Origin of the sequence: Microbacterium sp. NPDC076895 (assembly GCF_040687115.1) — a bacterium.
Classification (GTDB): domain Bacteria; phylum Actinomycetota; class Actinomycetes; order Actinomycetales; family Microbacteriaceae; genus Microbacterium.
Genome location: NZ_JBFBMQ010000001.1, coordinates 287,498 through 301,520 on the forward strand (window position 1 = coordinate 287,498; position 14,023 = coordinate 301,520).

The window sequence follows — 14,023 nt, forward strand, 5'->3', positions numbered from 1 at the left end:
ACTACGCGGTGAAGCGCGCGCGGACGGCTTCGCCGTGCGCGGGGAGCACCTCGGCGGTCGCAAGCGCCACGATCGCGTCGGACACCTCCGCCAGGGCATCCCGGTCGTACTCGATGACCTGCTGCGGTCGCAGGAACGTCGAGGCAGAGAGCCCCGCAGCGTACCGCGCCTGTCCGCCCGTGGGGAGCACGTGATTGCTCCCCGCGAGGTAGTCGCCCAGGCTCACCGGCGAATACGGGCCGACGAAGACGGCCCCGGCGTGCACGAACCGGTGCGGCACGGGGTCGGCGAGGTGCAGCTCGAGGTGTTCAGGAGCGTACGCGTTGGAGAAGTCGACCGCGGCGTCGAGGTCGTCGACGAGCACGATCGCGGACTGCGGGCCCGTGAGCGCCACCTCGATGCGCGCGGCGTGGAGAGTCTGTGCAGCCAGCGCGGCCACCGCGGTCTGCACAGCATCGGCAAGCTCCGCCGACGCCGTGACAAGAACCGCGGATGCCTGCTCGTCGTGCTCGGCCTGACTGATGAGGTCAGCTGCCACCAGCCGAGGGTCCGCCGTGTCGTCGGCGACGATGAGGATCTCGGTGGCACCTGCCTCCGAGTCGGTGCCCACGCGACCGGCCACCGCGCGCTTTGCGGCAGCGACGAAATTGTTCCCCGGCCCTGTCACGACATCCACCGGATCCAGGCTCAGGCTTGCTGCCCCGTATGCGAAAGCGCCGATCGCACCAGCGCCTCCCATCGCGTAGACCTCGGTGACCCCGAGGAGTTTCGCGGCGGCGAGAATCACGGGGTGGACTCGCCCACCCTCCGCCCGCTGGGGCGGGGATGCGAGGGCGATCTGTTCGACACCGGCTGCCTGAGCCGGCACGACGTTCATCACGACGCTCGAGGGGTACACGGCCTTGCCGCCGGGCACATAGACCCCGACGCGGCGCACGGGCTGCCACCGCTGGTGCACGAAGGCTCCCGGGGCAAGCGTCGTGGTGGTCGGCGGCGGAACCTGCACGGCAGAGGCCGCCCGCACACGATCGATAGCGCGCTCGAGGGCCTCCCGAACCGCAGGATCGAGAGCATCGAGCGCCTCATCGAGGTGCGCGGCGGGCACGCGGATGTCGTGACCGGTCACCCCGTCGAACTGTTCGGCCTGCTCGCGCAGCGCCGTTTCGCCGCGAGCGGCGACGTCATCGACAAGGCGCGCGGCGGTGGCGAGCGCCTCGGAACGGGCGGCGGTCGCGCGGGGAACGGCGGCGAGCAGCTCTGCGGGCGTCAGGGATTGCCCGCGCAGATCGAGGGTGCGAAGCATCCATCTACGCTATCGCCCGCGCGGGGTGTGGATCGCCGGGGCGCGGTGCAGCGGCGGCACCGAGGCTACCCGAGGCACTGCGGCCCGAGCAGGCCCTTGAGTTCGCCGTACAGGTCCGCGGTGACGGTCACCGGGTGCGGCACCTCGAAAACCTTCGCCACGCCGCCCTTGTGAAGCTTGATCGTGACCTCTGTCTCGCCACGATGGCGGCGCAGGCAATCGGCAAGATCGCCGATGACTGCTTCGGTTGCACGCTGCTCCGGGATCATGAGCACGAGCGGTCCGGATGCGTCGACGGAGCCGAGGTCGGGTGAGAACGCGGCCTGCGCGTGGAGGTTCATGCCGTCGTCGCGCCGCGACACGCGTCCTCGAACAACGAGGATCGAGTCAGCCTGCAGCATCGGCTGGAACTCCGCGTAGGTCTTTCCCATGAACATGACGGTGATCTCACCGTCGAAGTCCTCGACCGTGATCATGCCGTAGGGATTGCCGCTGGATTTGGCGACGCGGTGCTGCACGCTCGTTACCAAGCCCGCGATGGTCACCTGATCGCCATCCGCCAGGTCTTCGGAGGCCAGGAGGTCATGGATGTTGATCGATGCATGCTTGGCAAGCGGTACCTCGAGGCCCGCAAGTGGATGATCCGAGACGTAGAGCCCCAGCATTTCGCGTTCGAACGCCAGCTTGTCTTTCTTGGTCCACTCCGGACGCTCGGGAACCTTGTTGACCTGCTGCGGCTCGTCCTCCCCCCACAGCGAATCGAAATCGAACCCGACCTCGCCGTTGGCCTCGCGGCGCTTGTCAAGCACAGCCTGCTCGGTCGCGTCCTCGTGGATCTCCAGGAGTGCGCGGCGGGTCGCACCGAGGGTGTCGAACGCGCCGGCCTTGATCAGTGACACCACCGTTCGCTTGTTCGCGACCGACACCGGCACGCGAGCGAGGAAGTCGTGGAACGACACGAAAGGCTCATCCGCGCGCGCCTGCACAATCGCTTCGACGACATTCGCACCGACGTTGCGCACGGCACCGAGCCCGAAACGAATGTCGTCGCCGACTGCCGCGAAGTAGCGGATCGACTCGTTCACGTCCGGCGGCAGCACCCGGATACCCATCCGTCGACACTCGTTGAGGTAGACGGCCATCTTGTCTTTCGAGTCGCCGACGCTCGTGAGCAGCGCCGCCATGTACTCCGCGGGGTAGTGGGCCTTGAGGTACGCGGTCCAATACGACACGAGCCCGTAGGCGGCGGTATGAGCCTTGTTGAACGCGTAATCGGCGAACGACTCGAGAACCTTCCACAGGGTCTGCTGGGCGGCATCCGAGAACCCGCGCTCGGTCATGCCGCCGAAGAAGACCTCCTGCTGCTTGTCGAGCTCGGACTTCTTCTTTTTTCCCATCGCGCGGCGAAGGAGGTCAGCCTGACCGAGTGTGTAGCCGGCGACGCGCTGGGCGACGGCCATGACCTGCTCCTGATAGACGATGAGGCCGTAGGTCGTGTCGAGGATGTCGGCGAGGGGTTCTTCGAGCTCTTTGTGGATCGGCTCGATCTCTTGCTGCTTGTTCTTCCGCAGCGCGTAATTGATGTGCGAGTTCACGCCCATAGGGCCCGGGCGGTAGAGCGCGAGGACCGCCGAGATGTCCTCGAAGTTGTCGGGCTTCATCAGGCGAAGCAGCGATCGCATGGGGCCGCCGTCGAGCTGGAAGACTCCGAGAGTGTCTCCCCGAGCGAGCAACTCGTACGATGCTCGGTCGTCGAGGTCGAGCTCCTCGAGGATGAGCGGCTCGCCGCGGTTGGCTTCGATGTTGTCGAGCGCGTCGTTGATGATCGTGAGGTTGCGAAGCCCCAGGAAGTCCATCTTGATCAGGCCGAGCGACTCACACGACGGGTAGTCGAACTGGGTGACGATCTGGCCGTCCTGCTCGCGGCGCATGATCGGAATGATGTCGATCAGCGGTTCACTGGACATGATGACGCCGGCGGCGTGGACACCCCATTGGCGCTTCAGATTCTCAAGACCCACCGCCGTATCGAAGACCGTCTTGGCTTCCGGGTCGGTCTCGATGAGCGTGCGGAACTCCCCCGCCTCCTTGTAGCGGGGGTGATCCTTGTTGAACATGTCGGTCAGGGGGACGTCCTTGCCCATGACCGCCGGAGGCATCGCCTTGGTCAGGCGCTCCCCCATGCTGAACGGGAAGCCCAGCACACGGCCGGCATCCTTCAGCGCCTGCTTGGCCTTGATCGTGCCGTACGTCACGATCTGCGCCACCCGGTCGTCGCCGTACTTCTCGGTTACGTACTGGATCACCTCGCCGCGGCGACGGTCGTCGAAGTCGACGTCGAAGTCGGGCATCGAAACGCGGTCGGGGTTGAGGAACCGCTCGAAGATCAGGCCGTGCTGCAGCGGATCAAGATCGGTGATGCGCATGGCGTAGGCAGCCATGGAACCGGCTCCCGACCCACGGCCCGGACCGACGCGGATGCCGTTGCGCTTTGCCCAGTTGATGAAGTCGGCGACGACGAGGAAGTAGCCGGGGAACCCCATCTGCACGATGACGCCGACCTCGTACTCGGCCTGCTTGCGAACCTCGTCGGGGATTCCTGCCGGGTAGCGCTCCTCGAGCCCCGCCTCGACCTCTTTGACGAACCAGCTCTCCTCGGTCTCGCCGTCGGGCACGGGAAAGCGGGGCATGTAGTTGGCGCTGGTGTTGAACTCGACCTCGCAGCGCTCGGCGATCAGCAGCGTGTTGTCGCACGCGTCGGGATGCTGACGGAAGATCTGGCGCATCTCGGCTGGGGTACGGATGTAGTAGCCGTCGCCGTCGAACTTGAACCGCTTCGGGTCATCCAGTGTCGACCCGGACTGAACGCAGAGCAGGGCCGCGTGACTGTTCGAATCGTGCTGGTGGGTGTAGTGGGAGTCGTTGGTCGCGAGAAGCGGGATGTCGAGGTCTTTCGCGATCCGCAGCAGATCGGTCATGACCCGGCGCTCGATATCGAGGCCGTGATCCATGATCTCGGCAAAGTAGTTCTCTTTACCGAAGATGTCTTGGAACTCCGCCGCCGCAGCACGGGCGGCGTCGTACTGTCCCAGGCGCAACCGGGTCTGCACTTCGCCGGAGGGGCATCCGGTGGTCGCGATCAGACCCTTCGAGTAGGTCTCCAGAAGCTCGCGGTCCATGCGGGGCTTGAAGTAGTACCCCTCCATCGACGCCTTCGACGAGAGCCGGAAGAGATTGTGCATCCCCGCCGTCGTCTCCGACAGCAGCGTCATGTGCGTGTATGCGCCCGATCCGGACACGTCATCGTCGCTCTGCTCGGGAGACCCCCATCGCACCCGTGACTTCTCGGACCGGTGCGTACCCGGGGTCACATACGCTTCGATGCCGATGATCGGTTTGATGCCGACATCCTTCGCTGCCTTGTAGAACTCGAAGGCGGCGAACGTGTTGCCATGGTCGGTGACGGCGATCGCCGGCGACCCCTGAGCTGCAGCTTCCTGCACCATCGCCCCGATGCGGGCGGCTCCGTCGAGCATCGAATACTCGCTGTGCACGTGCAGGTGGACGAAGGAGTCGGACGCCATGCCGAGAGTCTACGTTCGGGCTCCGACGCCGGCTCACCCGGCCCGCCGGGGCGGCTACGGTTACCGTGTGCCAACTCCCGACTTCATCCTTGAGCTCCGCCAGTTCATCGGAACCCGCCCGCTCCCGCTCGTGGGCGTCACCGCTGTCATCATCCGCGGTGACGAGATCCTCCTCGGTCGCCGCTCCGACAATCACGCCCTCACCCCGATCACCGGCATCGTCGATCCCGGGGAGGAGCCGGCCGACGCCGCGGTGCGGGAGGCAGCCGAAGAGGCAGGTGTCGTCATCCGTGCCGACCGCCTCGCGTGGGTCCATCAGATCCCGAGGATCACCTACGCCAACGGGGACCAGAGCGACTACCTCGACCTGACGTTCCGATGCACGTGGGTCTCCGGCGACCCGGTTCCCATCGACGGCGAGATGACAGAGGTCGGCTGGTACCCGCTCGATGCGCTGGGAGACGTGGGGCCCGACATGCGTGCGCGCATCGATGCCGCGATCGCGGAACGCGGCGAAGCGCAGTTCGTGTCCGCCGGCAGCGGGGCGCAGCATCCGTCGGCCTGATTAAGTCCGGCTCGGCCGGCCACGCAGCGCCCTGACCGGTGCCGACAATGGGCGGGTGGCCCTGCACCGACCCACCGTCCCCCTCGCCGTCTTCTGGATCGTCGGCGGCATCCTCGGTGCCGTCGTCGCGTTCCTCCTGTACCTGGAGTACATCGGTCAGCTCACCGGCGCGGATGCGATCATCTCGTGTCAGTGGGGCGTGCTCGTCACGTGCGGACCCAACCTGCTCTCCCCCGGCGGCAACATCCTCGGATTCAGCAACTCGATAGCGGGGATGGTGCTGTTCCTCGGACCCGTCTACGCCGGCGTCAGCGGGCTCGCATCGCCATCCGGCCTTCGTCGCTGGTACTGGCGGACGTATGGCATCTTCGTGGCCGGGGCTTTCGTTCTGGTGCACTACTTCGCGTTCGAGAGCATTTTCGTCTACGGGTCGCTCTGCCCCTGGTGCATGATCATCTGGCTCGTCACGATTCCGATCTTCTGGTTCACCACGGGCTGGATGCTGCGCGACGGCGTGTGGACCGAAGCGGTCGCAGCGCGTCGCGTGGGAAGCGCGATCTTCTCGTGGGCGCTGCTTGCCACCGTCCTGGACTACGCCCTCATCGCGATCACGGCGCAGCTACGACTCGATCTGCTCGGCAGCTTCTGAGCCCTCAGGGCGTCAGCTCGCTCAGTCGAGCTCCTCGCCGCGGAGGATCGCCAGCGCATGAGCGAGATCGGGTGCATACGGCGAATCGAACGAGACCCGCTCCCGTGTTGCGGGATGCGTGAAGGCAAGCGTATGGGCGTGCAGCCACTGGCGGGTAAGTCCGAGGCGCTCTGAGAGCGTGGGGTCGGCTCCGTAGAGCGGATCACCGACACACGGATGCCGGTGCGCCGCCATGTGGACGCGGATCTGGTGGGTCCGCCCGGTCTCGAGGTGGATCTCCAGCAGTGAGGCCCCGGGGAATGCCTCGATGGTCTCGTAGTGGGTGACCGAGGGTTTGCCGTCCGGGGTGACCGCGAACTTCCAGGAGTGCGACGGATGACGTCCGATCGGCGCATCGATCGTTCCTGCGAGCGGGTCGGGGTGCCCCTGAACCACCGCGTGATAGATCTTCTCGACGGTGCGGTCTTTGAAGGCCGCCTTCAAGACGCCATAGGCGTGCTCCGACTTGGCCACGACCATGAGCCCGCTGGTGCCGACATCCAGGCGGTGAACGACGCCCTGCCGCTCGGGGGCACCGCTCGTCGCGATCTGGAATCCTGCCGCCGCCAGCGCCCCGAGCACCGTGGGGCCCTCCCAGCCCACCGACGGGTGCGCCGCAACGCCCGCGGGCTTGTCGACGACCACGATGTCGTCGTCGTCGTACACGATGCCAAAGCCCGGCACGACGACAGGGACGACCTCGGGCTCGCGACGATCGGTCCACTCGACCTCGAGAACCGTTCCTGCCGTCAGTCGGTCTGACTTCCCGAGGATCCTGCCGCCTTCGCTGACACCTCCGGCCTCAGCGACGTCGGCCGCAAAAGTGCGCGAGAATCCCAGCATCTTGGCGACTGCCGCATCGACCCGGGCACCATCGAGTCCGTCCGGCACCGGCAACATCCGCGCCGGCACGTCAGCCTCCGCCTGGATCGCGTCGGCGGTCGGGAACAGCAGCTGCTCGCCTACCGAGACGACTCACGAGTCGCGGCGGGATTCCTCGTCGGCGATCCGGTCGGCCTCCCGTGCCACAGCCTCCTGCTCGGCCTCCGTGAGCGGAGGAAGCCCAATCTCGTCGCGAGGCACGCCCGCGTAGGGGTCGGCGACGGGGAACTCCGAGTCGAACCCGCCGGCGACACCGCCACCGGGAGGAAATTCGTCCCCAGCGGCGCCGAGAATGGTCTCCTCTTCGGCGGGATTCGTTTCATGGTGATGGTGTCGCTTGCCGTCCATCTGTACTCCTACGATCACGAGCAGGGCCACGCCGATCATCATCGACACGATGAAGATGTCGGCCACGTTGTAGATGGCGGGGCTCATCCAGAACCACATCCACGGTGTGTTGATGAAGTCTACGACGTGCCCCACGGGGAATCCGGGCTCCCGGAAGAGGCGGTCGGTGAGGTTTCCGAGCACACCTCCGAGCAGCAGTCCGAGCACGATCGCCCAGAGGCGTGACTGCACGCGGGTCACGGCGAGCCACACGATCACACCGGCAACCACCGCGAGGGCAATCGTGAAGATCCAGGTGTATCCCTCCCCGAGCGAGAAGGCTGCACCCGGGTTCTTGACCAAGTAGAACTGCAGAAATTCCCCGAGCACGGGAACCGATTGCTGCAGCGGGAGGTTGCTCAGCGCAAGGTATTTGGTGAACTGGTCGACGGCCAGCACCAGGATTGCGAGCAGCGCAATCGTGATGCCGGCCGCCGCGTGACGCAGAGGTGGCCGAGACGCCAAGAGCGTCCTCAGTTCGTGATGTTCGCGACCGACGCGCTGTCGGTCGAGGAGGAGTCGAGGTCCTTCAGGTGGCCCTCGATGAAGCCGCGAAGCTGCGAACGATAGTCGCGTTCGAACTGGCGCAGCTCGCCGATGCGGGCATCCAGCTCGGCCTTCTTCGCCTCCATGCGGGCGATCTCGTCGCGACCGCGAGTTTCAGCGTCGGAAATGATCGAGGCGGCCTGGGCCTGGGCCTCGGCGATGAGCTGGTCGTGGCGCGCCTGGCCTTCGGCGACGTGCTCGTCGTGCAGGCGCTGGGCAAGCTCGAGCAGGCCGGCGCTTGCCACCGTGGGAAGCGGGGTGCCCGCAGGAGCTGCGGGGGCGGGCGCGGGAGCGGCCTCTTCGACCGGGGCCTCTACAGGTGCGGCGGGGGCGGCGGGAGCGCCCGATTCGAGCTCGGCGATACGAGCCTTGAGCTCTTCGTTCTCGGCCAGGGCCTTACGCCACTCGACCACGATCTCGTCGAGGAAGTCATCGACCTCGTCGGGGTCGAACCCTTCCTTGAACCGGACGTGCTGGAACTGCTTGGTGACGACGTCATCCGGAGTCAGTGGCATTTCTTCCCTCTTTTGTTCGCCCGACCACTGGCCGATCGTGCGTTCCGGCACGCGGTTGTGGACGGTTGATAACAGCAAAGCATAGTCGTGGGTGGATTCATCCTGCGAAGGCGCGTGTCACCGACAGGAGGATGAAGCACGACAGCATCGTGAGCGCGAATGCGAAGTCGATGGCAACGCTTCCGATGCGCAACGGCGGGATGAAACGACGGAGGAAACGGATCGGAGGGTCCGTCGCCGTGTACACACCTTCAGCGACGACCAGCATCGCGCCACGAGGACGCCACTCACGGTCGAAGACGGGGATCCACTCGAAAATGAGCCGAGCCAGCAGCACAAGAATGTAGATCAGGAGTGCCGCATTGAGGATTCCGGCGACGATCTGGATGACGTTCACGTATCAAGTCTGCGGGAAAGGAACCGCCTCCGGATCCGCTTGCGCCACGGCACCCTCGCCTGACACAGCGACGTTCTCGGGCGAGAGCAGGAAGACCTTGCTGGTCACGCGCTCGATGCGGCCGTACAGACCGAGTGACAGACCGCTCGCGAAGTCGATGAGGCGCCGTGCGTCGGCGTCTGACATCTGCGAGAGGTTGATGATCACGGGAACGCCCTCACGGAAGCTCTCGGCGATGACCTGAGCGTCGCGATACTGCTTGGGGTGCACCGTGACGATCTCGTTGAGAGCACCCACTGCGGGCTGACGAACAACCGCCGGGCGATGGATCGGCGTGACCGGAGCGGCCTTCTCGACGGATGCCGCAGCAGACTTGCGCGTCGGCGCGGGCGCCGGCGTCTCGTCGTAGACCTCTTCCTCATCGGCGAGGCCCAGGTAGACCATGGTCTTCTTCAAGGGGTTCGACATCGCATCCTCCGTTTGCTCGTCTGCTCCGAGGTTAACCGCGCACAGGGCGCGGACCCGTGATTGCCGTGCCGATGCGCAGGTGTGTCGCGCCGGCATGAATTGCTGCTTCGAAATCGCCGGTCATTCCGGCCGAGATCCAGGTGGCATCCGGAAAGACACGGCGGACGGTCTGCGCGTGGCCGGCAAGCCGTTCGAACGCCGCCGCGGGTTCCTCGTCAAGGGGAGCAACCGCCATGACGCCTCGGACGCGCAGTCCCGCGCAGCCTGCTGCGTGCTCGGCGAGCGCTGAGAGATTCTCCGGAGCGACTCCCCCACGACCGGGGTCGTCGGTGAGGTTCACCTGGATCAGCACGTCCAGCGGCGCCTCACCCTCGACATCCAGCGCGTCAGCGAGCTTCGCCCGGTCAAGTGAATGGATCACCGAAACCACGCGTCGAACCGCTCGTGCCTTGTTGGTCTGCAGTTGCCCGACGAAATGCCACCGCAGGTCGGGAAGATCTCCGACCTCGGCGACCTTCTCCAGAACTTCCTGGACCCGGTTCTCGCCGACGTCGCGCACGCCGAGGCCGTAGAGGTCATCAACCAGCGCTGCGGGATGGAACTTCGTCACCACGATGCGCGTGATGTCTTCGGCTGGGCGTCCCGCTTGTCGTGCGGCAGCGGCGATGCGGTCGTCGATCGACGCGAGACGATCAGCGAGCGGCACCTCCGACCCGCTCACGCCTGTCGCCTCGAGCCGCACACTCCCGCTGGTGCGGATGCTGTCACTTCAGGAAGTCCGGGATGTCGAGGTCGTCGTCCCCGAACGCCGAATCGTAGGCTGCATCCGAGATCGAGGGCACCGGAGCCAGCTGCTCGGGACGCTGCGGCTCGTCCTCGGAGCTTGCGGCTACCTGCTGCTCGACGGGCTCACGACGGATCACCGGCGTGGCATCCAGGCGCGTCTGCGGCTCACCGCCATCGAACCCTGCTGCGATCACCGTCACCCTCACCTCGTCACCGAGGGTGTCGTCGATCACGGTACCGAAAATGATGTTGGCCTCGGGGTGGGCGGCTTCCTTGACCAGCTGCGCCGCATCGTTGATCTCGAAGATGCCGAGGTTGGACCCCCCCTGGATCGACAGCAGCACGCCGTGTGCACCCTCGATGGATGCCTCCAGCAGCGGCGACTCAACGGCAAGCTCTGCAGCCTTGATCGCGCGGTCTGCGCCGCGCGCCGAACCGATGCCCATGAGGGCTGAGCCCGCGCCCTGCATGACCGATTTGACGTCGGCGAAGTCGAGGTTGATGAGCCCGGGTGTCGTGATGAGGTCGGTGATGCCCTGGACACCGGCCAGCAGCACCTGGTCTGCCGTCGCGAAAGCTTCGATCATCGAAATGCCGCGGTCGCTGATCTCGAGCAGACGGTCGTTGGGCACCACGATGAGGGTGTCGACCTCTTCCTTCAGCCGCGACACACCCGATTCGGCCTGGCTCTGGCGGCGGCGGCCTTCGAACGAGAACGGCTTGGTCACCACACCGATCGTGAGCGCACCGATCGACTTCGCGATCTTCGCGACGACGGGCGCACCGCCCGTGCCGGTTCCGCCACCTTCACCGGCGGTGACGAACACCATGTCGGCACCGCGGAGAGCTTCTTCGATCTCTTCCGTGTGGTCCTCGGCGGCACGTCGCCCCACCTCGGGATCGGCGCCGGCTCCCAGGCCTCGGGTGAGTTCACGCCCGACGTCGAGCTTGACGTCGGCATCGCTCATCAGCAGCGCCTGAGCGTCAGTGTTGACGGCGATGAACTCGACCCCGCGCAGGCCGAGCTCGATCATCCGGTTCACGGCGTTGACGCCTCCGCCACCGACGCCGACCACCTTGATGACTGCAAGGTAGTTCTGGTTCTGGCTCATGCCGACTCCTGTGCTCGTGTCCTGCAACCTTCAACCTCAACTGGAGGTATAAAGTATTGCTGGGTATGTATTTCCTAGACACGAAGCTAAGCGTCGACTCCCCCGATTCCGCGCGCTTGCGGGGGCGTGTCGCACATCCCGTTCGTTCGTGCGCCCGCTCGGGCCAGTGCATTCAGCAGATCACTGGATGACGACAGCTGAGGGCGACGAGACGTCGTAGCGCGACACCGTGTCGGGCGGCCGCGACTTCATCGCCGCAGCCAGCGCGACCGCCTTGTTCGAGGACTCGTCAGCGTTGCCCCAGACGATCTGGGTGCCGGTTCCGCCGAGGGTGAGGGTCACGTCGTTGGGTGTCGTCGCCGAGGCCTCCGTCACCTGAGACATGATCGAGTCGGGCAACGATCGCAGTACGTGGCCGACTGCCTCGAAGGCTTCGGATGCCGTTCCACCCGCGATCTGCAGCACGGGCCTTCCAGGCGCGGGGGTCTGCGTGGTCGAGAGCGCCACTCCGGCGGCATCCACGAGGGTGTACCCGGCAGGGGACGCAATGACCCCGATCGGGGTGCGTTCAACGACCCGTACGACCAGATCATGCGGCGGTCGAGCTTCCACGGTGTAGGACTCGACGAGCGGGAACGCGATGAGCGCCGCTTTGATGGCGCTTTCGTCCACGAGCGGTAAGGGGGTACCCAGCTGCGACGACAGCGCGTCGGACACTGCCGCGGCATCCAGTTGCTGAGCCCCCGCTACCGTGATCGTCTCGACCGCGAAGAGGGGGCTGTATGCCGCGGCGACACTGCCCAGGGCGACCAGCACGACAGCAGCGATGGAGCCCAGCCACACGGCGCGTCGCCGACGAGCGCGAACGGTGAATCGACGCACCTCGGACTTGAGCGCACGCCGCCGAGCACGCGCAGCCCGCCACACGTCGCGCATACCGACCGCTTCGGGCCCGGCCGCCTCCGACGCGTCCGACTCTCCCGGGAGCGGGTCGGTGGCTCCAGGCTCTCCGCCTCCGATACCCGCTGGTGACAGATCCGGAGGGACGGATGCTGCATTCGGCGCCGGGAGGCCGGTGTCGGCATCCGGCGGAAGGGGCCAAATCGGCGCGGGACCGGCAATTCCCCGGAGATCGATCGGCTCCGTCACGGCACTCTCGACGGAAACGGATGCCGGTTCAGCCGCCAGCTCAGCGCCGGCGGATACTTCCGCTTCGGGTGACTTACTGCGCCTCCCCCGCCCGCCGGACTGCGGGGGCGAGGAGGCCTTGTCGTCAGAGCCCGAGGGAGGCCCGGAGGACGGGAGCGGGGTCGGCCGGCGCACGGCTACTCCGCCGGTGCGCCCTGCTGGCCGAGCGCGGCGAGCACATCGGGAATGATGAGGTAGACGTTGCCGCAGCCGAGAGTGATGATGTAGTCCCCGTCCCGCGCGACCGAAGCCGTGTAGGAAGCCGCGGCAGCCCAGTCCGGTTCGAAGTGGACGCGATCGGCATCCGTGAACCGGCGCGAGACGAGTTCGCCGGTAACTCCCGGGATCGGGTCCTCTCGTGCGCCGTACACATCGAGCACGACGGTGTGATCCGCGTGGGTCTCGAGCACCTCGGCGAACTCCGCGGCCATCTGTTGCGTTCGCGAGTAGGTGTGGGGCTGGTGCAGCGCGATGATGCGTCCATCACCCACGACGGTGCGGGCCGCAGCAAGGGCCGCGGCGACCTCGGTCGGATGATGGGCGTAGTCGTCGTAGACACTGACGCCGCGTTCGATCCCGTGCAGTTCGAAGCGGCGCACCGTTCCGCCGAAGCTCTCGACGGCCTTCACGGCGTCGGAGAAGTCATGCCCGAGGGCCAGGAGCACAGCGACGGCTCCCGCAGCGTTTACCGCGTTGTGCTCACCGGGGATGGCCAGGGCGGCCGAGACCGTGCGCCCGTCATGGGTCAGCTCGAACGACACAGGCCCGTCGGTGCGGATGCCGTGCACGCGCACGTCGGCGTCCTCGGCCTTTCCGAAGGTCACGACCCGCGGGTGGGTGAGGTGGGGAAGGATGCGACGCGCACCCTCGTCGTCGGATGAGAGAACAACAGCCTCGCGCGCCTTGTTCGCGAAGCTCGCGAACGCGGCATCGAAGGCTTCCCGACTGCCCCAGTGGTCCAGGTGGTCGGGGTCGATGTTCGTGATGAGCGCGATCGCGGTGTCGTAGAGCAAGAACGTGCCGTCCGACTCGTCGGCTTCGATGACGAACAGGTCGTCGGCACCGGTGCCGCTCGAGACACCGAGATCAGCAATGACTCCCCCGTTGACGAAGCTCGGGTCGGCACCGAGCGCACGCAACGCCGTGACGATCATCCCTGTCGAGGTGGTCTTGCCGTGCGCACCCGCGACAGATACCAGCGGGCGGCGACCGATCAGCCAATAGAGCGCCTGCGAACGATGGATGACGGGCAGTCCCCGTTCCTTCGCCGTGACGAATTCGGGATTCTCGGGCCAGATCGCCCCGGTGTGGATGACGGTGTCGGCATCCTGCAGATGCGCAGCGTCGTGGCCTACGTGGACGCGCGCTCCGCGGGCAGCGAGAGCCTGGAGTGCCGCACTGTCAGCGCGGTCGGATCCCGAGACGCGGATGCCCCGATCCAGGAACATTCCCGCCAGGCCCGACATCCCCGAGCCGCCGATACCGATGAAATGCGCTGCCTCGATGGACTCGGGAATCGGGAGGCTGAGGTCGGGTCTGATCATGACCCGACAATCCTAGGTCGGACCCGCTGTGGATCTCCCTCGGCGCGCTGTGTGGCTG

12 protein-coding genes and 1 pseudogene are annotated in these 14,023 nt (G+C 66.3%); 2 read left to right on the plus strand and 11 right to left on the minus strand.

Translation table 11 applies throughout. From position 1 onward, the window contains the following. Nucleotide 1: 1 nt before the first annotated feature. Nucleotides 2-1,303, minus strand: a complete 1,302-nt coding sequence (hisD, locus tag AB0O89_RS01445; protein WP_292708126.1) for a histidinol dehydrogenase — start codon at nucleotides 1,301-1,303, stop codon at nucleotides 2-4. Nucleotides 1,304-1,368: 65 nt separating this feature from the next. Next, a complete protein-coding gene (gene dnaE, locus AB0O89_RS01450) occupies nucleotides 1,369-4,887 on the minus strand; it encodes a DNA polymerase III subunit alpha (RefSeq protein ID WP_363493561.1) in 3,519 nt (1,172 codons plus the stop codon). Nucleotides 4,888-4,954: 67 nt separating this feature from the next. On the opposite strand from dnaE, the gene AB0O89_RS01455 reads away from it, so the two are divergent. Together AB0O89_RS01455 and AB0O89_RS01460 are read left to right on the plus strand one after the other, a co-directional pair. Then, the gene (locus AB0O89_RS01455; RefSeq protein WP_363493563.1) at nucleotides 4,955-5,452 is read left to right on the plus strand and encodes an NUDIX domain-containing protein; all 498 of its coding nucleotides are present in this window, start codon (nucleotides 4,955-4,957) and stop codon (nucleotides 5,450-5,452) included. Nucleotides 5,453-5,507: 55 nt separating this feature from the next. Then, entirely contained in the window at nucleotides 5,508-6,101 is a 594-nt protein-coding gene (locus AB0O89_RS01460) for a vitamin K epoxide reductase family protein (protein ID WP_363493566.1), read from the plus strand. Between the two features lie 21 nt (nucleotides 6,102-6,122). On the opposite strand, the gene AB0O89_RS01465 is transcribed toward AB0O89_RS01460, so the two are convergent. The 9 genes and pseudogenes from AB0O89_RS01465 to murC all read right to left on the minus strand — a co-directional run bounded on the left by AB0O89_RS01465 (nucleotide 6,123) and on the right by murC (nucleotide 13,965). Next, a complete protein-coding gene (locus tag AB0O89_RS01465; protein ID WP_363493568.1) occupies nucleotides 6,123-7,052 on the minus strand; it encodes an RluA family pseudouridine synthase in 930 nt (309 codons plus the stop codon). 303 nt (nucleotides 7,053-7,355) lie between these two features. Further along, nucleotides 7,356-7,874: pseudogene (gene lspA / locus AB0O89_RS01470) on the minus strand (signal peptidase II); the annotation flags it as partial. Between the two features lie 8 nt (nucleotides 7,875-7,882). Beyond that, nucleotides 7,883-8,470 carry a DivIVA domain-containing protein gene (locus tag AB0O89_RS01475; RefSeq protein WP_363493570.1) on the minus strand — a complete coding sequence of 196 codons (588 nt, stop codon included), beginning with the start codon at nucleotides 8,468-8,470 and terminating at the stop codon, nucleotides 7,883-7,885. Nucleotides 8,471-8,567: 97 nt separating this feature from the next. Further along, entirely contained in the window at nucleotides 8,568-8,867 is a 300-nt protein-coding gene (locus tag AB0O89_RS01480; RefSeq protein ID WP_341579554.1) for a YggT family protein, read from the minus strand. A gap of 3 nt (nucleotides 8,868-8,870) precedes the next feature. Further along, on the minus strand, nucleotides 8,871-9,335 hold the full coding sequence (sepF, locus tag AB0O89_RS01485; protein ID WP_228178597.1) for a cell division protein SepF: 465 nt from the start codon (nucleotides 9,333-9,335) through the stop codon (nucleotides 8,871-8,873). Nucleotides 9,336-9,366: 31 nt separating this feature from the next. Further along, on the minus strand, nucleotides 9,367-10,041 hold the full coding sequence (locus AB0O89_RS01490) for a YggS family pyridoxal phosphate-dependent enzyme (RefSeq protein WP_363493671.1): 675 nt from the start codon (nucleotides 10,039-10,041) through the stop codon (nucleotides 9,367-9,369). Between the two features lie 58 nt (nucleotides 10,042-10,099). Further along, nucleotides 10,100-11,233: a cell division protein FtsZ gene (gene ftsZ, locus AB0O89_RS01495; protein ID WP_363493573.1), complete on the minus strand. Its 1,134-nt coding sequence runs from the start codon at nucleotides 11,231-11,233 to the stop codon at nucleotides 10,100-10,102. Nucleotides 11,234-11,413: 180 nt separating this feature from the next. After that, entirely contained in the window at nucleotides 11,414-12,382 is a 969-nt protein-coding gene (locus tag AB0O89_RS01500) for an FtsQ-type POTRA domain-containing protein (RefSeq protein WP_363493575.1), read from the minus strand. Nucleotides 12,383-12,558: 176 nt separating this feature from the next. Continuing rightward, nucleotides 12,559-13,965, minus strand: coding sequence for a UDP-N-acetylmuramate--L-alanine ligase (murC, locus tag AB0O89_RS01505; RefSeq protein ID WP_363493578.1), 1,407 nt, complete (start codon nucleotides 13,963-13,965; stop codon nucleotides 12,559-12,561). Between the last annotated feature and the right edge of the window lie 58 nt (nucleotides 13,966-14,023).